Below are 19,368 nucleotides of genomic sequence, written 5' to 3'. Positions count from 1 at the left end.
GACTTTCCGGAAAGGGCGCGACGTTGCGGGTGCTGCTGGTCGAGGACGACGACGGTGACGCCTTGCTGGTCACCGCGCTGCTCGACGAGGTCGGGGCGGCGTTCGAGGTGACCCGCGCGCGGACCGCGCGGGACGCGGTGGCGCTGCTGCCCGGCTTCGACTGCGTGCTGGTGGATCTGGGGCTGCCCGACGCCAGCGGGCTGGACGGCCTGCGCCGCATCCTGGACCACGCGGGCCAGGCGGCGGTGCTCGTGCTCACCGGCCACGACGACGAGGAGCGCGGCATCCAGTCGCTGGCCGTCGGCGCGCAGGACTACCTGGTCAAGGGCCAGGTCGACGGTTCGCTGCTGCTGCGCGGGATCCGGTACGCGGTGGAGCGCCGCCGGGCCGAGGACACCCACCGCCAGCTGCGTGAGGAGCGGCTGCTGGCCCAGGAGACCGCCCGGTTGGAGCGGGGCCTGCTGCCGTCGCCGCTGCTGACCGAGCGCTCCCCCAGGCTGACCTCCCGCTACCGCCCCGGCCGGCGGCGGATGCAGCTGGGCGGCGACTTCTTCGACGCCGTCACCGGCGCCGACGGCGCGCTGCACGTGGTGATCGGCGACGTCTGCGGGCACGGCCCCGACGAGGCGGCGCTGGGCGTGTGCCTGCGGATCGCCTGGCGGACGCTGGTGCTGGCCGGCCAGGCCGACGACCAGGTGCTGAACACGTTGCAGGAGCTGCTGATCCACGAGCGGCACCGCGAGGGGATCTTCACCACCCTGTGCATGGCCACCGTCGCACCGGACCAGTCGGCGGCCGCGGTGTACCTGGCCGGGCACCCGTCGCCGATCCTGCTGGACGCCACCGGGCCGCGGCCGCTGCCCCGGGAGCGGGCCGGCCTGCCGCTGGGCGTGGTGTCCGACGCGAAGTGGCCGGCGCTGGAGCTGCCGCTGCCGCCGGGCTGGTCGCTGCTGCTGTACACGGACGGGCTGATCGAGGGCCGGATCGGGGCCGGGTCGGAGCGCCTGGACACCGAGGGCCTGGTGGAGCTGATCGGCCGCTGCGACCGGACCAGCCTGGTGCGGGACCTGGTGGCGGCCGTGGACCGGGCCACCGTCGGCGAGCCGGACGACGACCTGGCGGTGGTGTTGCTGGAGGACAGCAGGTAGGGCTGTTCGCCCCGCCCGTCGGGCCCGTTCGCACTGCGTGCTCACCCCCGCTGGCCGATGCTGGAGAGATCATGGACGAGCGGATGGGGTCGGGCTGGCCGCTGCGGCGCTGGTATCTGGCCGTTGTCGTGGTGATGGTGCTGGTGGTGGCCGCGGCGGTGGGGGTCGGCGCGTGGGCGCTGCACAGCCTCACCGAGGCCCGGTCGCTGATGGTGGACCAGGTCGATCCGGCGTCACGGCAGGCGTTGGCGTTGTCGAACGCCCTGGTCGACGAGGAAACCGGGGTGCGGGGCTATGTGCTGACCGGGCGGGCGGACTTTCTCCAGCCGTACCAACAGGGTCAGCAGCAGGAGGCGCAGGCCGTGCAGGCCCTGCGCGGACTCCAGACCGGTGACCTGGCCTCGGCCAACGCCGCCCTGGACGCCGTGCAGCGGGCCGCCGACGCGTGGCGGTCCCAGTACGCGACGCTGGCGCTGCAACACGTCAACGCCGGCGACATCGACCGTGGCAAGACGTTGTTCGACCAGGTCAGGGCGGCGTTGACGGCCCAGGAGGCACAGTTGACGTCGGCCCGCGCCGCCGGTCGGACGGTGCTGGACTCGGCCAGCACCAACCTGATCGTCGTCGGCATCGTGGTCGCGGTGATGCTGCTGGTGCTGATCGTCGTGCTGGCCCTGCTCGCCCACTACGGCGTGGTGCGGCCGGTGTCGAAGCTGGCGGCGGAGGTCCGGCTGGTGGCCGACGGGCAGTTCCAGCGGCCGGTGGCCGGCAGCGGGCCGCGGGAGATCGTCAGCCTGGCCGCCGACGTGGACCAGATGCGGCTGCACATCATGGACGAGCTCGAGACCCACATGCGGATGCACGACGAGCTGGCGCGGTCCAACCGCGAGCTGGAGCAGTTCGCCTACGTGGCCTCGCACGACCTACAGGAACCGCTGCGCAAGGTGGCCAGCTTCTGCCAGCTGCTGGAGCGGCGGTACCAGGGGCAGCTGGACGACCGGGCCGACCAGTACATCCACTTCGCCGTGGACGGGGCCAAGCGGATGCAGGTGCTGATCAACGACCTGCTGGCGTTCTCCCGGGTCGGACGGCTGACCCGGGAGCAACTGGTGGTCGACTGCGGGGCGCTCGTCGCGCAGGCCACCGCCAACCTGGCCACCATCGTCGAGGAGACCGGGGCGGAGATCACCGCCGGTCCGCTGCCGTCGGTGCGGGGCGAGCCGGCGCTGCTCACCGCCGTGTTCCAGAACCTGATCGGCAACGCCGTCAAGTTCCACGGCGACGAGCCGCCCCGGGTGGCGCTGTCGGCCGAGCGGGACGGCGAGCTGTGGACGTTCACCTGCGCCGACAACGGCATCGGGATCGAGCCGGAGTACTCTGAGCGGGTCTTCGTGATCTTCCAGCGGCTGCATCCGAAGGACGCCTACCCGGGCACCGGCATCGGCCTGGCGATGTGCCGCAAGATCATCGAGTACCACGGCGGCCGGATCTGGCTGGACACGGACGCCGGCCGGGGCACCACGTTCCGGTTCACCCTGCCGGTCGTCGAGGAGGAACCGTGACCGAGTCGTTCGTGGACGTCGTGGACGTGCTGCTGGTCGAGGACGACCCCGGCGACGTGCTGATGACCCGCGAGGCCTTCGAGCACCACAAGATCCGCAACAAGCTGCACGTGGTGGCCGACGGCGTCGAGGCGCTGCAGTTCCTGCGCCGCGAGGGCCCGCACGCCGGCGCCCCGCGCCCCGGGCTGGTGCTGCTGGACCTCAACCTGCCCCGCAAGGACGGCCGGGAGGTCCTGGCCGAGATCAAGTCCGACGAGGCGCTGCGCAGCATTCCGGTGGTCGTGCTGACCACGTCGGAGGCCGAGGAGGACATCCTGCGCAGCTACGACCTGCACGCCAACGCCTACGTCACCAAGCCGGTCGACTTCGACCGCTTCATCGACGTCATCCGCCAGATCGACGACTTCTTCGTCACGGTGGTCAAACTCCCCCGCTGACCCGCGGCCCACCCCGGCGTTGCCATCCGGAGAGCTCTCCGCTAATCTCGAACTCAAGCGGAGAGCTCTCCGGATCATGCTGTCAGGAGCAACACCCATGGAGTACGTGAAGCTGGGCGCGACCGGCCTGGACGTGTCGCCGATCGCCATCGGCGCGATGACCTACGGCCGGCCCGACCGCGGCCACCCGGCCTGGTCGCTGCCCGAGGAGGAGTCCCGGCCGCTCATCAAGCACGCCCTCGACCAGGGGATCAACTTCTTCGACACGGCCAACCTGTATTCGCAGGGCTCCAGCGAGGAGATCCTGGGCCGGGCCCTGCGGGACTTCGCCGACCGCGACGACGTGGTGATCGCGACCAAGCTGCGCCACCCGATGCGCTCCGGCCCCAACGGCAAGGGCCTGTCCCGCAAGGCGATCATGTCCGAGGTCGAGCACAGCCTGCGCCGGCTGGGCACCGACTACATCGACCTGTACCAGATCCACCGCAACGACCCGAGCACGCCGCTGGCCGAGACCCTGGAGGCGCTGCACGACCTGGTGAAGGCGGGCAAGGTGCGCTACCTCGGGGCGTCCTCCATGCACGCCTGGGAGTTCAGCAAGGCCCTACACGCGCAGAAGGCCAACGGCTGGGCCCGGTTCGTCTCCATGCAGGACCACTACAATCTGTTGGCCCGCGAGGAAGAGCGGGAGATGCTGCCGCTGTGCGCCGACGAGGGCGTGGGCACGATCGTGTGGAGCCCGCTGGCCCGGGGCCGGCTCGCGCGGGCCTGGGACGACAACGTCACCGCCCGGTCGCAGACCGACGGCAGCTACGCCGACATGCTCTACGCCACTCCGGACAGCGACCGGCGGATCATCGACGCCGTCGGCACGGTGGCCGAGGCTCGCGGCGTGAAGCGGGCTCAGGTGGCCCTGGCCTGGCTGCGCACCAATCCCGTCGTCACGGCCCCGCTGGTCGGCGCGAGCACCGTCAGCCAGATCGACGACGCCGTCACGTCGCTGGACATCGACCTGACCGCCGAGGAGATCACCCTGCTGGAACGGCACTACACGCCGAGGCACGACTTCCAGGGCATCTCCGACGACGCCGAGTTGCAGCGGATCATGGCCCGGATCCCCCAGTTCACCACCGCCTCCTGACCATGATCAAAGCTCAATTACTGACGTTGAACGAGAGGAATGCCCCCTTCCAAGCATCAAGGGGTTGACAAACGGGGGTCAGCGCCAGCTGGGGAGCCAGAGTTCGGCCTGCCACTGGGCGGCGCTGATCGGATCGCCGTTGAGGATCGGCCACAGCCAGACGAAGTTGGCCACCACCAGGCCGGTGTAGATGGCCACCACCAGCAGTCCGGTGCCACGGCGTTCCGCGCCGGCACGCGCCCGCCCGAGGATGTCGCCGCAGGCCAACACCAGGCCCAGCACCAGGAACGGCGCCATCGGGGTGACGTAGAAGAAGAACATCTGCCGGTCGATGTTGACGAACCAGGGCAGCAGGCCGGCCAGGTAGCCGACCATCACGGCCGCGTGCCGCCAGTCGAACTTGACGAAGGCCCGCCACAGCGACCAGCCGATCACCGGGAAGGCCAGCCACCACATGGCGGGAGTGCCCACGAGCATTTCGGCCTGCACGCACCGCAAAGCCCCGCAGGCCGGCTGTTCGATGTAGTACAGCATCGGCCGCAGCCCCATCGGCCACGTCCATGGCTTGGACTCCCAGTAGTGGGTGTGGTTGCTGCTGAGCAGGTTCTCGTGGAAGTGCAGCACATCGGCCTCGTAGCCGAGCAGCGACTGGAATGCCGAGTCGGTGATGTGCCGGTCGTAGGCGGTCTCGCTGCCGAACCACGCCCACCACGTCCCGAAGTACACCACCACGGGAATCACGAGGAGGCCCCACAACGCGGGCAGCAGATCCCGCATCAGGGTTCCCATCCACGGCCGCTCGACGCCCGCGGCCCGCCGGGCCAAGGCGTCCCAGATCACCGACAACAGACCGAAAGCGGCGACGTAGTAGAGCCCGTTCCACTTCACGCCGCACGCCAACCCCAGCGAGACGCCGGCGGCGAACCGCCACCACCGGAAGCCGAGCCGAGGCCCCCAGGGCGACACATCCACCCAGCCCTCGGTGACGGCCACCGCCAGGCGTCCCCGCACGAGATCCCGGTCCACCAGCAGACAAGCGAAGGCGATCAGCACGAACAGGGCGACGAAGATGTCCAGCAGGGCGGTGCGCGACTGCACATGGCTGACGCCGTCGCAGATGAGGAACACTCCGGCCAGCGCGCCGAGCATGGTGGACCTGGTCAGCCGCCGTCCGATCCGGACGATCAGGAAGACGCACACCGCCCCGGCGATGGCCGAGGAGAACCGCCAGCCCCAGCCGTCGTAGCCGAACAGCCATTCCCCGATGGCGATCAGGTACTTGCCGACCGGCGGGTGCACGATGAACGTCCATCCGGCGCCGACGTCGTCCTCGTAGCCGCCGTTGCGCAGCATCTGCCACGCCTCGACGGCGTAGTACTTCTCGTCGAAGACGGGCGTGCCGCGATCGGTGGGCCAGTCCAGGTTCCAGAACCTGACCAGTCCTCCGATCAGGGTCACGGTCAGCGTGACGACCCATCCGCGCACGGTGTCGGTCGGCCGCCACACCGCCAGCCGCTCCAGTGGCCCGGCCGTGGACGGCCGCGTCGTCGGCGGCACCTCGCCGACATCCACCACGGCATCGATCGTCATGGCACCGATCATGACCGCCCACCCGTGAAAACCCCGCGAGTCCCGCTCTCAGGCAACTGAAACACCAGTTCCGAACTCGACATTCAGTTGCCCCACAGCGGGACTCGCGGAGGTTCAGGGTGGGGAGCCTACGGAGCGGCCGAAGCGGATGGGGTCGGCGACGGGGCCGGTGGCGGCGCGGAGCTTGGCCGCCTCCTCCAGGCGGGCCAGCTGGTCGCCGCCGCCGATCTCGCCGAGCAGCACTCGGTTGTCGTGCACGCCCAGCACCTGGAAGCGGGTGCCGGGCAGGAACACGATGGGGTCCAGCTCCGGCTCCAGCAAGCCGGTGCGGCGGGCGCTGTCGGACCAGATGACGAACTCGGCGTCGCCGGGCAGGGCCGCGTCGTCGGCGGTGACGGCGTTGAGGAAGCTGACCTCGGTGAGAATGGCGCCGGTGCGGTGGGTGCCGGGATCGAGCGCCCCGCCGCAGAACGCGACACCCTCGTACATGGGTAGCCGCTGCAGGCCGGAAATGACGCAGCTGAGGAACGGCAGCAGGGCGTCGACGTCGCCGGACAGCAGGGCCTCGTCGGCCTTGCGTTCCCCGGCGGCCAGGTAGACCAGCACGGCCACCAGGTCGGTGACCACGGACTGGAGCTCGCCCTCCCGCAGCTCGGGGTGCTGCACGAGCACTCGTAAGACCCTACTGGCGTACGAGTCGTACTGGTCGCCGAGGGTCCGCAGCATCCAGCCCCGGTGCTCGTCCAGCGCCGTCTCGGCGGCGACCAGGGTGTCCAGCAGCGTGTCGACGTCGATGCCGGGGTCGACCAGGAACGGCTCGACCCGGGCCGGCACCGGCGGCGGCTCCACCACCGGCCACGCGTCGGCCGGCGCCTGCTGCCCCAGTTCCATCTGCCGGCGCAGCAGCACCATGGTCGGCAGGTCGTCGCCGATGTCGTAGTTGATGTCGGCGTCCACCGCGGTCAGCACGGATTCGGCGACGACAGCGGTCGGCTCCTCGACCACGACCGGCTCCGGCTCCTCAGCCTTGGGGGACTCGCCGAACACCAGCCGTACCACGCGCTGCGTGTCGGCGTCGAGGCCGGCGAACAGCTTGGCCCCGGCGACGCTGATCTCGTCTCCGACGGGCTCACCCGGCACGCCAACGGTCAGCCGCGCCCACTCCGGGTCGACCGGCATGCCCCGCACGACCTCGGCCCCGACGGGGGTGGCCCCAGCGGCTCGCACCCACAGCCCGGCGGCCACGGCCTCGACGACAACGTTGGCGGTGAGCTCCCACAGCCCCGGCCGCAGCGACTTCAGCCCGGCCACCGGCGGCCGGGCGGCGATGACCTCGGGCGGCTTGCCCGGCCGGTACCGCAGCTCGCTGGCGAACGCCCGCCAGGTGGGGCGGCCGTCGGGGGCGACGATGCCGACCTCGATGCCCCGCTCGGTGGACACCGGCAGCCCGTTGAAGGCGATCACCGGCCGGCCGATGGTGTCGGCGGCGAACTGCCCCAGGTCGGCCCCGAACGAGGCGAACCGGACCCGGCGGCGGATCTCCTCGGGCAGCGCCTCCCACAGCGCCCCCAGGTCGGCCGACGGCAGCTGGGCCTCCTCCGGCCCGCCGAGCACGACCGTGAGCACGTCCATCCGCACCGGCACGCCGAAGGCCAGGGTGGAGTGCCGGCGGGTGGCGGCGGTCGGGGTGGCGTGCAGCCACAGGCCGGTCGGCACGGGTTCGGCCACCGACACCGGCCCGGCCCGCCACGGGGCCGTCGTCATGAACGACTCCCACTCCGGGGACGGGAACCGCGCGCCGAGCGATTCGCTGGGCTTGTCCGGGTGGAAGCTGCGCCACGAGCCGGTGGCGTGCGCGTTGGCGACGAACGTGGAGCCGCCAGGCACCGGCACCAGCGTGCCGTCGGCGGCGACGACCTCGGCCTTGAGCTGGTCGGAGAGCCACTGCGCGGCGATGGCACGGGTCGGTCCGGCGCCGGTGGCGCTGCCCGCGCCCGACACCGCCAGCCGCACCGGACCACGACCGCGCAGCGCCTGCACGAGCGCCGTCCAGTAGCCGCCGTCGCCGCCGGCCGGGAAATCGACCACGACGATCGTGCGCCCCGGGTCGGCCGGCACCGAGCCGGCCAGCGCCATCGCGTGCCAGCCGGGGCCGGGCGGCGCGGAGACGACCAGGGCGGACCCGACCTGCCTGGTCTGGAACTCCACGACGGGCGACTGCGGCTCGGCCGCGGGGCGCCGAGACTTGAACCCCTGGGGCTTGGGCCGCCGCGACCGCAACCAATTGATCATGGCGCGCCGATCCGAGCCCGCTGCCCGCCCAGCCCTGCGGGCTCATCCACCCGTTCAGGTGGGGCGGTCAGCTGCTCATCGGGTCCGGACGCCACGCGCACGCCCCCGATACTGCCAGGTCCCCACCGAGTAGTTCACCCGGCCGGGTGAAGCACTCTTGATCCAGGTCGGTTGACGCCAACAACCCGGCTCGGTCACCCGGCGGCGTCCGCGATGGTCGAGGCCAACAGCCGGGTCGACGTGGCCGCACCCGGGTTGACCAGGGCGTCCACCTCGTGCTCGGCCAGCATGCCGGCCAGCTCCGCGGCGTTCACCACCTGCCACGCCTCGGCCCGGACCCGGCCGCGGTGCGACGGCGCGGTCGTCACCAGCAGCGACAGCACGTCGTCCGGGGCGGGGGCGACGACCGGCCGATGGTGCTCGTCCAGCGCCACGCCGAACTCGGACTCGCGGAGCACGGCGAACAGCGCGTCGGCGTCGACCTCGCCGTCGGCCATCAGCCGCAGCGCGGCGTCCACCGGGTCGGTCGGCGACTCCGGCGTGGCCGGCTCGTAGTCCGGGTTCGGCTCGAACCGGCCGACCGCCCCGTCGGCGGCCACCAGCCAGCCCCCGACCACGGCCTCGGCCGGCGGGTTCTGCCCCTCCGCCGCCGGCTGCCAGACCGGGTCGACCAGCAGCATCCACTGGTCATCGGACATCTGACGTCATCTCCTCGATCGACACCGGTTCAAAGCCTAGCCCCAACCGCTTCATGTCCTGGGCGACCGCGGCGGCGGCCACCGCGGGCCCGCCCTGGGCGTAGGCCCGCGCCACGCCCTCCAGCACGTGGGACAGGGTGAGCCCGGCAGTCACCGCGTCACCGGCCTGCCGCAGCAGCTTGCCCACCACGCCGGCCTTCTCCAGCAGACGCATGGCGTGCGGCATGGCGGACGCGAGCTTGCCGGCGGCCGCCTCGCCCTCCAGCGCCCGGGTCCCGTCGACGGCGTCCCGCGCCGACGAAACGACCAGGTCGGTGGTGTCGTCGTGGGCGCCGTGCCCGGCGAGGCTGGACGCCAGCCCGTCCTCGTCGAGGGACGGCGTGGCGTGCGTGTCCGGGATCGGCTCCAGCAGGTGCGGGTTCACCGGCTGCGGCGTCGGCTCCGACCGCCAGCCGCCGTTGGCGATCCACCGCCGGACCCGGGACGTGCCGTTGGGCGAGAAGCTCGCGCCCAGCACCCGGCCCTTGTGCACCAGCGGACCGCCGCCGGCGGCCCGGCTCTCCGTGGCGCCGTGCGGCGACTGAGCGGCCTCAACCGACCGGCTCGCGTCCTCGTGGGACGCGTGCAGGGTGACCACGGCCTCCCGCGAGTTGGCGCGGCCGGGCTCGTGCACCCCCTGGATCCCGTTCTCCGGCACCAACTTCTCCGCGTCGATCTCCCGCGTCCTCGGCGGCGTCATCCGCTCCAGGTGCCGCGACACCAGGTGGATCAGGTGCTCACGGGTGTCCGAGGCGCGCAGCTTGCCGGTCGCCTCGGCGGTTTCCTTGGTGTTGCCCAGCATCGAGCCGTTGCCGTAGCCCTTGATGTGCGCCTCCGGCAGCGGCAGCCCGTCGGCCTGCCGCTCGATGGCCAGCTCGGCCAGCTTGCGCGCGAAGTCGTCCAGGCGCTCGGACCGCATGCCGGGGTCCAGCGCGGTCTGCTTGTGCCGGAACGGCACGGTGACCGGCTCGTGCGCCACCGGCTCGGACAGCGGGCCGTTCTCCCCCAACGGGTTCAGCCGGACCGGGCGGCTCACCTTGCCGGCGCCCTCGTCCCAGCTGGACTCGCCGGTGACGGTGAACCGCTGCCGGGTGTGCTCGCTGACCGGCACCGGCACCCAGCGGTCGTGCCGGTCCAGGTACCGGTCGGTGATCGAGTGCACCGAGCCGGCCAGCTTCGGGTCGGAGGCGATGTGCGACAACACCGTGGCGGTGACGATGTCCGGCCGCTGGTGCCGGCTCGCTGCCTTGTGCACGGCCGCGAGGTCCAGATGCCCGCCGTTGGCCGGCAGCTTCGCCACCGAACTGTCCACAAGGGACTTCGCGAGGGCGATCGTGCCGGCGCGGTCGGACAGCCCGATCCGGCCGTCCGGCCGAACGTGGTCGCGCCCGGCGTACTTCCAGTCCTTCTGCATGGCGTGGACCATCTCGTCCACCATGGCGGCCTCGTGCTTGGGCAGCACTTCGCCGTAGACGTTGAAGTGGCCGCCGCTCTCCAGCCCGGTGAACCGATCCCCGTCACGGTGCCCGAAGCGCATGATCGTGCTGCCGCCGAGCGTCGTGTCGGTGAGATCCTTCTGCTGCAACGCCTTGTGCAGGTCGTGGGCCAGGCCGCCGGGCCCGGTCTGCGCGCCGGCCTCGCACGCCAGCAGCATCGTGGTGCGCCGGCCGTCGCCGACGGCCTTGAGGAAACCGCCGCTGCGCGCGGCGATCTCGCCCATGGTGTCCGGACGGACGTGCACGTTGCCGAGGCCGCGGACGTGCAGGCTGGCCGTGTACGGGTTGGCGTGGAAGGCCAGCACCGCCGAGTCGTCGGCCAGGCCCGGCCGGGTGGTGGCCAGGTCCGAGTCGATGGCGCCGCGGTCCTTGCCGTCCGCGTCGTACTGGTAGACGCGGTCGGGGTTGCCGCCGCGGGCCCACCGGTCGGCCGCGCGCTGGTCGGATTCCTCCTTGTAGAACGAGGTTCCGAACACCTTGCCGGACGAGTCCCGCAGGTCGGTCTGGGTGACCCGGCCCATCGGGAAGCGGCGCTCACGGCCGGCGGCGTCGTGGCCGCTGAACCAGTCCTGCCGCGTGTCGGCGTGGCTGCCCGAGTGCGGCATGGAGTCCACGCCACGCTTGGGTTCCTGCGACAGCTGCTCCAGGTGGTGCTGGGTCAGCTTCTCGCCGGCGTGGTGCTCGGTCAGGCCCAGCGCGGTGCCGATCTTGTGCGCCAGCTGCTCGCCGGTGCTGTCCGCGCGCCACACGTCGTGCCGGTCCGGACCGGACTCGGTGATCTTGGCGCGGACGTCGGCGTCCAGCCGGTCGTCGACCCGCTCCAGCCGCACCCGGAAGTGGTCGCCGTTCGGCAGCCGCTCGTGGTTGAACTGCTGGTCCGCGCCCTGCTCCAGCTTCTTCCACAGCTGGTCGACCTGGCGCGGCGTCCGGCCGCCGGGCTCGATGTGCACCTTGACGGTGGCCTCGCGGACCCAGGTGCCCGGCTTGACCTCCATCCGGCGCATCTCGTAGTGGAACCGGTTCTGGCCGACCTGCGGCCGCACGAAGTTCAGCGGCGCGTCGTCCCGGACCAGGTCGATGTCCGCGTGCGACACGGGCTCGTGCGGCGTCGGCGCGGTGTGCTCGTCCGGCGCGGCGACGATGTGCTCCCGGTCCCGCACCAGGTGCTCGCCCTCGGCGTGCATCCGGTCCAGCAGGGCGTGGTTCTGCTGGAAGCCGGCCAGGTCGCCGTCCCGCAGCGCCTGCATGGACCGCTCCCGCGCCGCACCAGCGTTCGCCATGTGCACGGCGGCGTTGTGGGTGTTGAGGTCCAGCTGCTGCCGCTGGTGGGTCAGGTCCTCGTCCAGCGACGCGGTGACGTGCTCCTCGTCGTTCGCCCGGAAGTGCTGCCCGAGCTCGGCGCCGAGGTCGATCGCCGGCAGGTTGAGCGCCGGCAGGTGCTCGGTCGGCGGCGGCGCGTCCCGGGACGGCGGAGGCGGCGGGGGCGTCGGGTTCTGCCGGGCCAGGGCGGAATCCCGCTCCCGGCGGGCGGCCCACCACGCGTCCTCGGCGTCCCGGGCCCGCCGGTACGCGTCGACCGCGGCGGCACGGGCCTGCCGGCGGGGCTGGTCGACGGCGCGGATCGGGGCCATCAGCCGGTTGCGGTCCAGCGTCAGCTGGTGGCCGTGCTGGTTGGCCTCGCCGAGCTGCCGCTCCAGGTCCGGGATGCGGTCCTGGTGGCCGCCGGCGTAGGCGTCCCACAGCTGCTGGCGCAGCTGGTTGACGTGGTCGTTGTGGTCGCGCTGGTCCTGGAGGTTCTGCGCCAGCTCGTCCCGGTGCTGGTCGCGGAGCTGGTCGATGCGGGGCTTGGCCCGCAGGTACTCGTCGTCGACGGCGTGCTGCGCGGTGACGACGTCCTTCTCCGCGTCATGCCAGGCCTTCTCGGCGTCGCGGACCTTGTCCTGGGCGTCCGAGACGTCCCTGGGCAGCGAGCCGTCGTCGTAGACCCGGATCCGGGACGAGTCGTCGAACTTCAGCGTGACGCCGCGGTCGCCCTTGACCAGCCGGATCTCGGTGTCGTGCACGAGGACCTTGGTCCGGCCCAAGGTGGACGTGGAGCTGCCGGTGGCCGGGTGGACCGGGCCGCCGGAGCCGAGGCTGCGGCTGTTCTCCATGCCGCCGCGGTCGAGGTAGATGCCGGTGCCGCCGGCGTTGACGTCCCGGTGGTGGGCGCTGTGCGGCGGGTCGGTGACGTTGCCGCCGAGGCCGCCGATGATGGCGTTCACCGAGCCGGACACCGACCGGTTCACCGAGGTGTCGATCGAGCTGTGGTCGGTGCGGCCGCCGCCGAGGTCGACCGAGTCGCTGACGCTGACCAGCCTGGGGTTGGTCAGCTTGGCGTACGCGGTGAGGCCGGCCTCCTTCAGGCCCGGCAGCTCGACCGGGCCCTTGGCCATGGCCGGCATGTTGGCCTTGATCACCTCGGGGGTGAGCGTGGTGGTCAGCGCGTGGTCGGCGGTGCTGCTCAGGTCGCCGGCCAACTGCCGGGCCTCGTGTCGGATCTCGTCCACGTCGCCGGTGAAGTCGTCCACGTGCAGCTCGTCGGGCAGCCGCTCGCCGTTGCGCTGCCACTCCTCGTGGTCGCTCGGCGTCGCGTCCCGGAACTGCTCGACTTCCGCGTGGTGGCCGACCGGCCCGTTGGTGGCCGTGCTGACGTCGTCGGCCAGCTTGCGCACCACCAGGTCGTGCGGGTCGGAGTCGGAGACGGCCAGCGACTCGCCCTTGTGCTTGAACTCCAGCTGGAAGGTGACCGGCAGCTTGTAGCGGGCCTGCGCGCCGCTGGCCGAGCTGCTCTGCGTGATGTCGGTGGAGTCGGTCTTGGTGGTGCTGTGCCCGGTGGAGTGGCTCAGGCTGAACGACGTCGCGTTGTTCACGGTCATGCTGGCCGACGAGTCGGGCAGGTGCGGCAGGCCCGTGCCGAGCAGCCGACCGCCGACGCCGGAGCTGGCGTCCTTGCCCTTCATGCTGGCCTCGGACAGCGCGCCAGTGGCGTCGTGTGACAGCTTGCTGCCGTCGTTGGTGACGCCCAGGTAGGTCGCGCCCTCGTCGGTCGGCCGCGCGTGCAGCACGACCTCGTAGTTGTCGTGGGTGAACGTGTTGGGCTTCGGCGTCATCAGCGAGACGCCGCCGTTGAGCGCACTGTCCACAAGGGACCTAACACCGTCCTGAGAGGACTGTTCGTCCAGCCGGCGCAGGTTGCCCATGGCGTCGGCGAGGACGGACTGCGGCAGCAGCTTCGGGCCGAGATCGCCGAGGTTGTGCCGCAGCGACGGCACCAGGTTCACCAGGTCGCCGGTCGGCTCGACATGGCCGAAGCCGATCGACGGCCGCTCGGTGTTCAGGGTGCTCGGCGTCGGCAGGCCCGGCTTCGGCCCGATCGGCGCGTCGCCGGCCAGGTTGTGGTCGGGCAGCGCGCCCATCTGCCGCGCTTCCTGCTCGGTGACGCGGACGAACACGCTGTCCGGCAGCTCGACCGTGCGGCCGGCGGTGCGGACGTCCGTGTCGTGCACGATGCTCGTCTGCCGCGACTCCGCCACCACGTGCACCCGGGCGTCCATCTGCACCAGCACGGTCCGGCCGTGCGGCGAGGAGACGCTGTGCTCGGCGGTGCCGCCCAACGACTTCGTCAGCTTCGACGTCCACGTCCAGTTGCGCAGGCTCGCCACCGCGAACACGCCGGCCCGCCCCTTGGCGTGCGGCACGTCCGGGGTGAGGGTCAACGCGTTGCGGGACGCGGAGGTGCCCAGGTTCAGGCCGAAGGAGTGCTGGGTCTGTTTGCCGCCGGAGGCCGAGTAGCCGCCGGAGTCCTGGTGCTTCAGCGAGATGTCGTCCGAAATGGACACGATCTTGGGGTTGCTGAGCTCCATGGTCATGCCGACCGCGCCCACCCGGTCCGCGACCCGGCGGTTGTGCTGGAGGCCGTCCACCTGCACGCCGTGCTTGACGACCTGCGGGTCGGCGGTCAGGTTCTCCGGGCTGAAGGCGTGGTGCAGCGCGTCCGCGCTGACCGTGCCGTTCAGCGACAGCGACCGGTCGCCGCCGGCCGCCTCCGCGAGAGCCTCATCGGCGGCGCGCTGGATGTGCTCGGCGCCGACGATCGCCTCCACCCGCTGGAACTCCGGCTGCCGGGTGCCGCGGGCCTGCGCGCGCAGGTCGTTGATCGACGGCGGCGTGTCCATCCGCGTGGTGACGTGGTTGTCGACGTGGGGGGCCGCCGCGGTGCTGCGGGTCAGGCTCTCCGGCACCATCACCGTGACCTCGCCGCGCGGCGGCCGGCTGAGGCCGCCGGGCCGGGCCACGTGCGGGTTGTTGTGCACTTCGGGCACGTGCTGGCCGGGCGTGCCGGGGGTGATCCGGCGGATCCACGACCGCACGCGGCTGTGGTCGTTGACGGTGACCTCGTAGTGCACCTTGGCCTTGAAGCCGTGCACGTCCTCGCTGCCGCCGGTGGACAGCTTGTGCCCGGTCGACGGGCCGGCCTCGGTGGAGTGCGAGCGCTGGTAGCCGTACTGCGCGCCGATCGAGGCCGTCGGCGCGCCCTTGACGTGGCCGCCGTCGAACGGCGTGGTGACCCGGCCGTCCGCGTAGACCGTCACGCCCTTCTTGGACGTGCCGGAGACGCCCAGCTTCGTCGACGTCGCGCCGGACCCGCTGACAGCGTGGTCCGGGGCCTTGCCGAGGTGCTGCATGTCGGTCAGGCGGGCCTTGACCGTGACGGTGACGTAGCGGTTGAAGAACAGGCCCGGCTTCTTCAGCCGGATCTTCATGCCGTCGCCGAGCATGCTGTTCATGTTGGCCTTGAGGTGCTCGTCGGACAGCTTGGTGTCCAGCTCGCGCCGGTTGGCCGCGGCCAGCGCGGTGTCGCCGCGCGAGGCCCCCGTCAACTTGTCGCCGCCGAAGTCCGGGGCCAGATCCTTGAGCTCCTCGTTGTTCCGCAACGTGTCCTCGACCCGCTCGCGCACCTCGTCGCCGCCGGACAGGTGGAACACCTTGGCCAGGCCGAGGGACTTGCCGCTGGCCAGGTAGCTCGGGGCGTGCTGGGCCTGGGGCGTCGGCTCGAACTGGCCGTGCGCGCCGTTCGGCACGACCAGGCCGGCGTTGTGCGCCTCCAGGCCGGACATCCGGACGTGCGCCGAGGCGTCGTGCACGGTCACCGGGTTGTGCCCGATCACCTGCATGTGCAGCCGGAAACCCATCTTGTACAGGCCGCTGACGCCCTCGGACTCCAGCACCGACTGCCACTTCGCGGCGTCGCCGACCTTGGTGCCGAGGCTGTCGGTCTTGCTGAACGCCGTGGTCAGGCTGGCGCCGGCGGCGATGCTGTGCGTCGGGTCGGCGATGCCGGCCGCGCTGCCGCCCAGCCACAGCTCGCCGCCGGTGGTCGAGGTGTTCGACCGGCCGGGGCCGCCGGAGCCGCTCAGCGTGGAGCCGATCTTGTAGCCGCCGGCGCTGCTCTCCAGCGCGGCGTCGGCCGGCTCGATCCGCATCCGGACCGCGCCGATCCGGCTGCCGTCCGAGCTGATCAGATCGGGCGAGTAGATCCAGTCCTTGGCCATCGCCGGCAGGTTGTCCTTGACGTTGCCGGCGCTGACGAACTGCTGCAGCACCTTGCGGCCCGGCGAGCCGATCTCGGTGATCTTCGGGTGCAGGTCGGCCGCGACCTTGTCGAAGGCCTCGCCGATGCCGTGCACCGACTCGGCCCCGAACACGCCGAGCCCGTCCAGCCGCACCGGCCGCGGCGTCGTGTCGTGCGAGGGCGTGTTGGTCTCGTGCGGGAACGCCAGCGTGGCCTCGTGCTCGAAGCTCACGCTGCCGGCCGGGTTGGTGTTGACGCCGTGCTTGTCCGTGACCGAGATTTCCAGCGTTGCCTTGCCCTGCACCACATCCGAGCCGGTGTGGCTGATCGACACCGAGTGGCCGGCGCCGTGGCCGGACTCCAGCGTCACGCTCGGGGCGGCGTGCAGGATCGAGCCGAACACGTTGCCGCCGCCGATGCCGTTGCCGGCGCTGACGCCCATGGCCAGGTCGTGCTGCTTGGTCTTGGTCGTGCTCTCCGAGGTGGACCGGTCGGTGCCGCCGGAACGTTCGAGGCCCCGGTTCTCCTCGGTGGTGTGCTGGGCGTCGGTGAGGTCCGTGCGGGCCTTCACCGTCGCCTCGTACACCTTGTCGCCGACCCGGATCTCGAACTTGCGGCCGTCGCCGTGCAGCGAGTCGAAGTCCTGCGTCACCACGTGGTGGATGGCGTCCAGGCCCTGGGCTCCTGCCCGCTCCCCGACGGTGTGCGGCAGCTGCTCCAGCACCGCCTGCTGGGTCTGGTGGGCCAGCCGGTCGCCGTCGATGAGCTTGCCGAGGCCCAGCGAGTCGCCGTCGTGCACGTAGCTCGACAGCTGGGTGTGGTCGTACGGCTCGGGCTCGTCGTGCTCCCGGATCGCGTCCAGCGGCTCGAAGGCCGGCAGCCGCGGCGCGCGCTGCGGTCGCTGGAGCGGCTGCCGGGGGTGGTCCTGGGTGGTGTCGTTGTGGTGGTCCTGCTCGTCCAGCCGCAGGGCGTTGCGGTGGTTGGACGGGCCGGCCTCGGACTCGCCGACGATGCCGTGGCGGTCGAACACCGGCGCGGGCCGGGACGTCGTCACGGTGGACTGGTCGTTGCGCAGGCCGCCGTGCTCGCGGACGTAGTCGTCGATCTGCCCCTGCGTCGGTTTGGCCGGCATGCTGTCGCCGAGCCGGTCGGTCAGCGCCGGGTCGTCGTACACGCGCGACAGCGGCGTGTCCATGGTGATCCGCTCGGCCCCGTAGTTCTGGATCGGGCCGCCGACCTGGGTCTCGCCTGGCACCAGAAACGCGACCGCGTCGCCGTTGTCCGCCGAGACGGTCTTGTGCAGGATCATGCCGACCGGGAAGTGGTTGTCGGCCGGGTCGTAGCCGGGCACGAACTTGATGTCGTCGCCCTCGCCCATGCCGGTCTTGCTGATCGCGGCGCCGCCGGCGATGTTGCGCTCGGTCGTGAACGGCACGAACCGGCTCTCGCGGGTGTCGAAGTTCGGGTGGTCCTCCATGCCCAGCGGCGGGATCACGCCCTCCTCGACCGTGTGCCAGGTCGGGTGCCAGGCTGGGATGCCGCGCTGCAGCCGCAGTCCGTTGGTCAGGTACTGGTCGACCTGGCCGAAGATGTCGGCCCGGTCCTGCGGGTCGGCGTCGTCGCGGAACAGGTCCTTGCTGATGAAGGCCTCGTGCTCGTTGAGCTTGTAGAAGTTGCCGACCTCGTGCGCCGGCAGGTCGTGCGGGCCGAGGTGCAGCGTCACCCCGTTCGCGGTGTGCTCCACCAGTGGCGGCGGCGTCTGCTGGCCGGTGACCGCGCCGATCGCCTTGTTCAGCCACGAGGGGGCCGGCCGCTGCCAGCCCGGCTCGTTCGGGTCGTGCCGCAAGGCGCCGTGCTCGGCGACGTAGTCGGCGACCTGCTGCTGATTCGGCCGCGCCGGCATGTGGTCGGCCAGGGTGTGGCCGTCGTCCTCGCCGCCGAAGACGTGCGACAGCGGCGTGCCCATGTGCAGGGTCGCGGCGTCGAAGTCGTGCAGCGGGCCGCCGAGTTGCGTCTCGGAGGAGTTGATGAACGCGATGGCGTGGCCGTCGCCCTGGGTCACCCGCTTGCTCAGCACCATGCCGACCGGGTGGGCCGGGTCGGTCGGGTCGTAACCGTGCACGAAGCGGCGGTCGTCGGCGGTGCCGTGCATGCCGCGCTGGGACATCGCCGCGCCGACCGCGGTGTTGCGGTCCGCGGTGAACGGCACGTACCGGGTGTCCCAGGTGCTGAAGTCCGGGTGCTCCCGGGTGCCAAGCGGCGGGATCTCGCCGCCCAGCACGTGGTGCCAGGTCGGGTGCCACGCCGCGATGCCCCGGTGCAGCGTGATCCCGTTGGTCAGGTACTGGTGCACCTGCTCGTGGACCAGCGCCGCGTCCCCCGGATTCCGGCCGTCGACCAGTTCCGAGCTGATGAACACGTCCTGGCCGACCAGCTTGTGGAAGCCGCCGACCCGGTGCGCGTCGAACGTGTGGCCGTTGCCGAGGTCGATGTGCTCCGGCTCCGGTTCGGGCGCGAAGGCGTTCTTGATCTTGTCGAAGAAGCCCCGGCGGTCCTCGTGGGTGGCCGGGCCGTGGTCCTGGTGCTGGCCCGAGCCGACCGGGTGCTCGTCGAAGTTCTCGGTGTGGAACGCGTGCGGGACCGCCTTGTTGGCGACCTCGACGTGCCGGGCGTCCCAGTGGTTGCCGGACTCGATCCGGTTCGCGATGTCGTCACGGGTGCGCTGGTCGACACCGGGCAGGTAGCGCTCCGGGTCGTTGCGCACCTCGTCCGCGACCTGCTTCCAGACGTCCCGGCTCTGGTGCTCGGCACCCAGGTGCTCGTTCACCCGGCTGGCGAAGGACCGGCCGACGCCGGAGCCGGTGTACAGGTGGCGCTGGATCTGCGGCTCGGCCGGCAGCGGCTCGGCGTGCAGGCCCCGCGGCACCTCGTGTTCGCCGCTGAACATGCCGTGCGTGGTGTCGGGGACGGCCGCGTGGTCGTGCGCGACGTCCTCGATGCCCTTGATGTCCCTTGGCTGGTAACGGGAATTCGGGTTGGCGAGGCCGTCACCCATCGGGCTCTTGCCGTCGTCGATCCGGTTGCGCAGATCGTGCCGACCACCGTCGAGGCTCTTCGCCCGACGGCCGTCGTCACTGTTGAGAACCCGGACGTTGTCGTCCTTGCCGGCGATCCGGTTCGGGTTGCCCTCGCTGCGCGCCGTGTCGTTGTAGCGGTCGGGAAGACCGAGGTAGTGGCCGATCTCGTGCGCGTACTCGCGGTCGGTCGCGTCCAGCGGGAACCGGTGTTGGTTCACCGCACCGCTGTGGTTGACCTTGATCGACTCGTGCGCCGCCGCGGGGTCGTCGTGGA

Annotated in this window: 8 protein-coding genes (1 of these 8 running past the window's edge); 4 read left to right on the top strand and 4 right to left on the bottom strand. The window is 71.6% G+C overall.

What is annotated here, in order from left to right:
* Positions 1 to 29 precede the first annotated feature (29 nt).
* From JJ691_RS02680 to JJ691_RS02665, 4 genes are all read left to right on the top strand, one after another.
* Entirely contained in the window at positions 30 to 1,148 is a 1,119-nt protein-coding gene (locus tag JJ691_RS02680; protein ID WP_249228180.1) for a PP2C family protein-serine/threonine phosphatase, read from the top strand.
* A 71-nt stretch (positions 1,149 to 1,219) separates the two neighbouring features.
* Positions 1,220 to 2,710, top strand: a complete 1,491-nt coding sequence (locus tag JJ691_RS02675; protein ID WP_249227639.1) for a sensor histidine kinase — start codon at positions 1,220 to 1,222, stop codon at positions 2,708 to 2,710.
* A complete protein-coding gene (locus tag JJ691_RS02670) occupies positions 2,707 to 3,147 on the top strand; it encodes a response regulator (RefSeq protein ID WP_211767205.1) in 441 nt (146 codons plus the stop codon). Before JJ691_RS02675 ends, JJ691_RS02670 begins: the two co-directional genes overlap by 4 nt.
* Positions 3,148 to 3,244: 97 nt before the next feature.
* Positions 3,245 to 4,288: an aldo/keto reductase gene (locus JJ691_RS02665; protein ID WP_211767204.1), complete on the top strand. Its 1,044-nt coding sequence runs from the start codon at positions 3,245 to 3,247 to the stop codon at positions 4,286 to 4,288.
* A 78-nt stretch (positions 4,289 to 4,366) separates the two neighbouring features.
* On the opposite strand, the gene JJ691_RS02660 is transcribed toward JJ691_RS02665, so the two are convergent.
* From JJ691_RS02660 to JJ691_RS02645, 4 genes are all read right to left on the bottom strand, one after another.
* Positions 4,367 to 5,890 carry a dolichyl-phosphate-mannose--protein mannosyltransferase gene (locus JJ691_RS02660; protein WP_442912602.1) on the bottom strand — a complete coding sequence of 508 codons (1,524 nt, stop codon included), beginning with the start codon at positions 5,888 to 5,890 and terminating at the stop codon, positions 4,367 to 4,369.
* A 102-nt stretch (positions 5,891 to 5,992) separates the two neighbouring features.
* Positions 5,993 to 8,170, bottom strand: a complete 2,178-nt coding sequence (locus tag JJ691_RS02655; RefSeq protein WP_211767202.1) for a hypothetical protein — start codon at positions 8,168 to 8,170, stop codon at positions 5,993 to 5,995.
* 194 nt (positions 8,171 to 8,364) lie between these two features.
* Positions 8,365 to 8,868, bottom strand: coding sequence for a type VII secretion system-associated protein (locus tag JJ691_RS02650; RefSeq protein ID WP_211767201.1), 504 nt, complete (start codon positions 8,866 to 8,868; stop codon positions 8,365 to 8,367).
* Positions 8,858 to 19,368: the final stretch of a putative nucleotidyltransferase substrate binding domain-containing protein gene (locus JJ691_RS02645; RefSeq protein ID WP_211767200.1), read on the bottom strand. It continues 17,455 nt past the right edge of the window; the window shows 10,511 of its 27,966 coding nt (coding positions 17,456-27,966); its start codon lies off the right edge, out of view; it ends in the stop codon at positions 8,858 to 8,860. The genes JJ691_RS02650 and JJ691_RS02645 overlap by 11 nt, the downstream gene beginning before the upstream one ends.

This window comes from Kutzneria sp. CA-103260, assembly GCF_018263855.1.
Classification (GTDB): domain Bacteria; phylum Actinomycetota; class Actinomycetes; order Mycobacteriales; family Pseudonocardiaceae; genus Kutzneria.
This window is presented reverse-complemented; position numbering and strand designations above follow the sequence as displayed.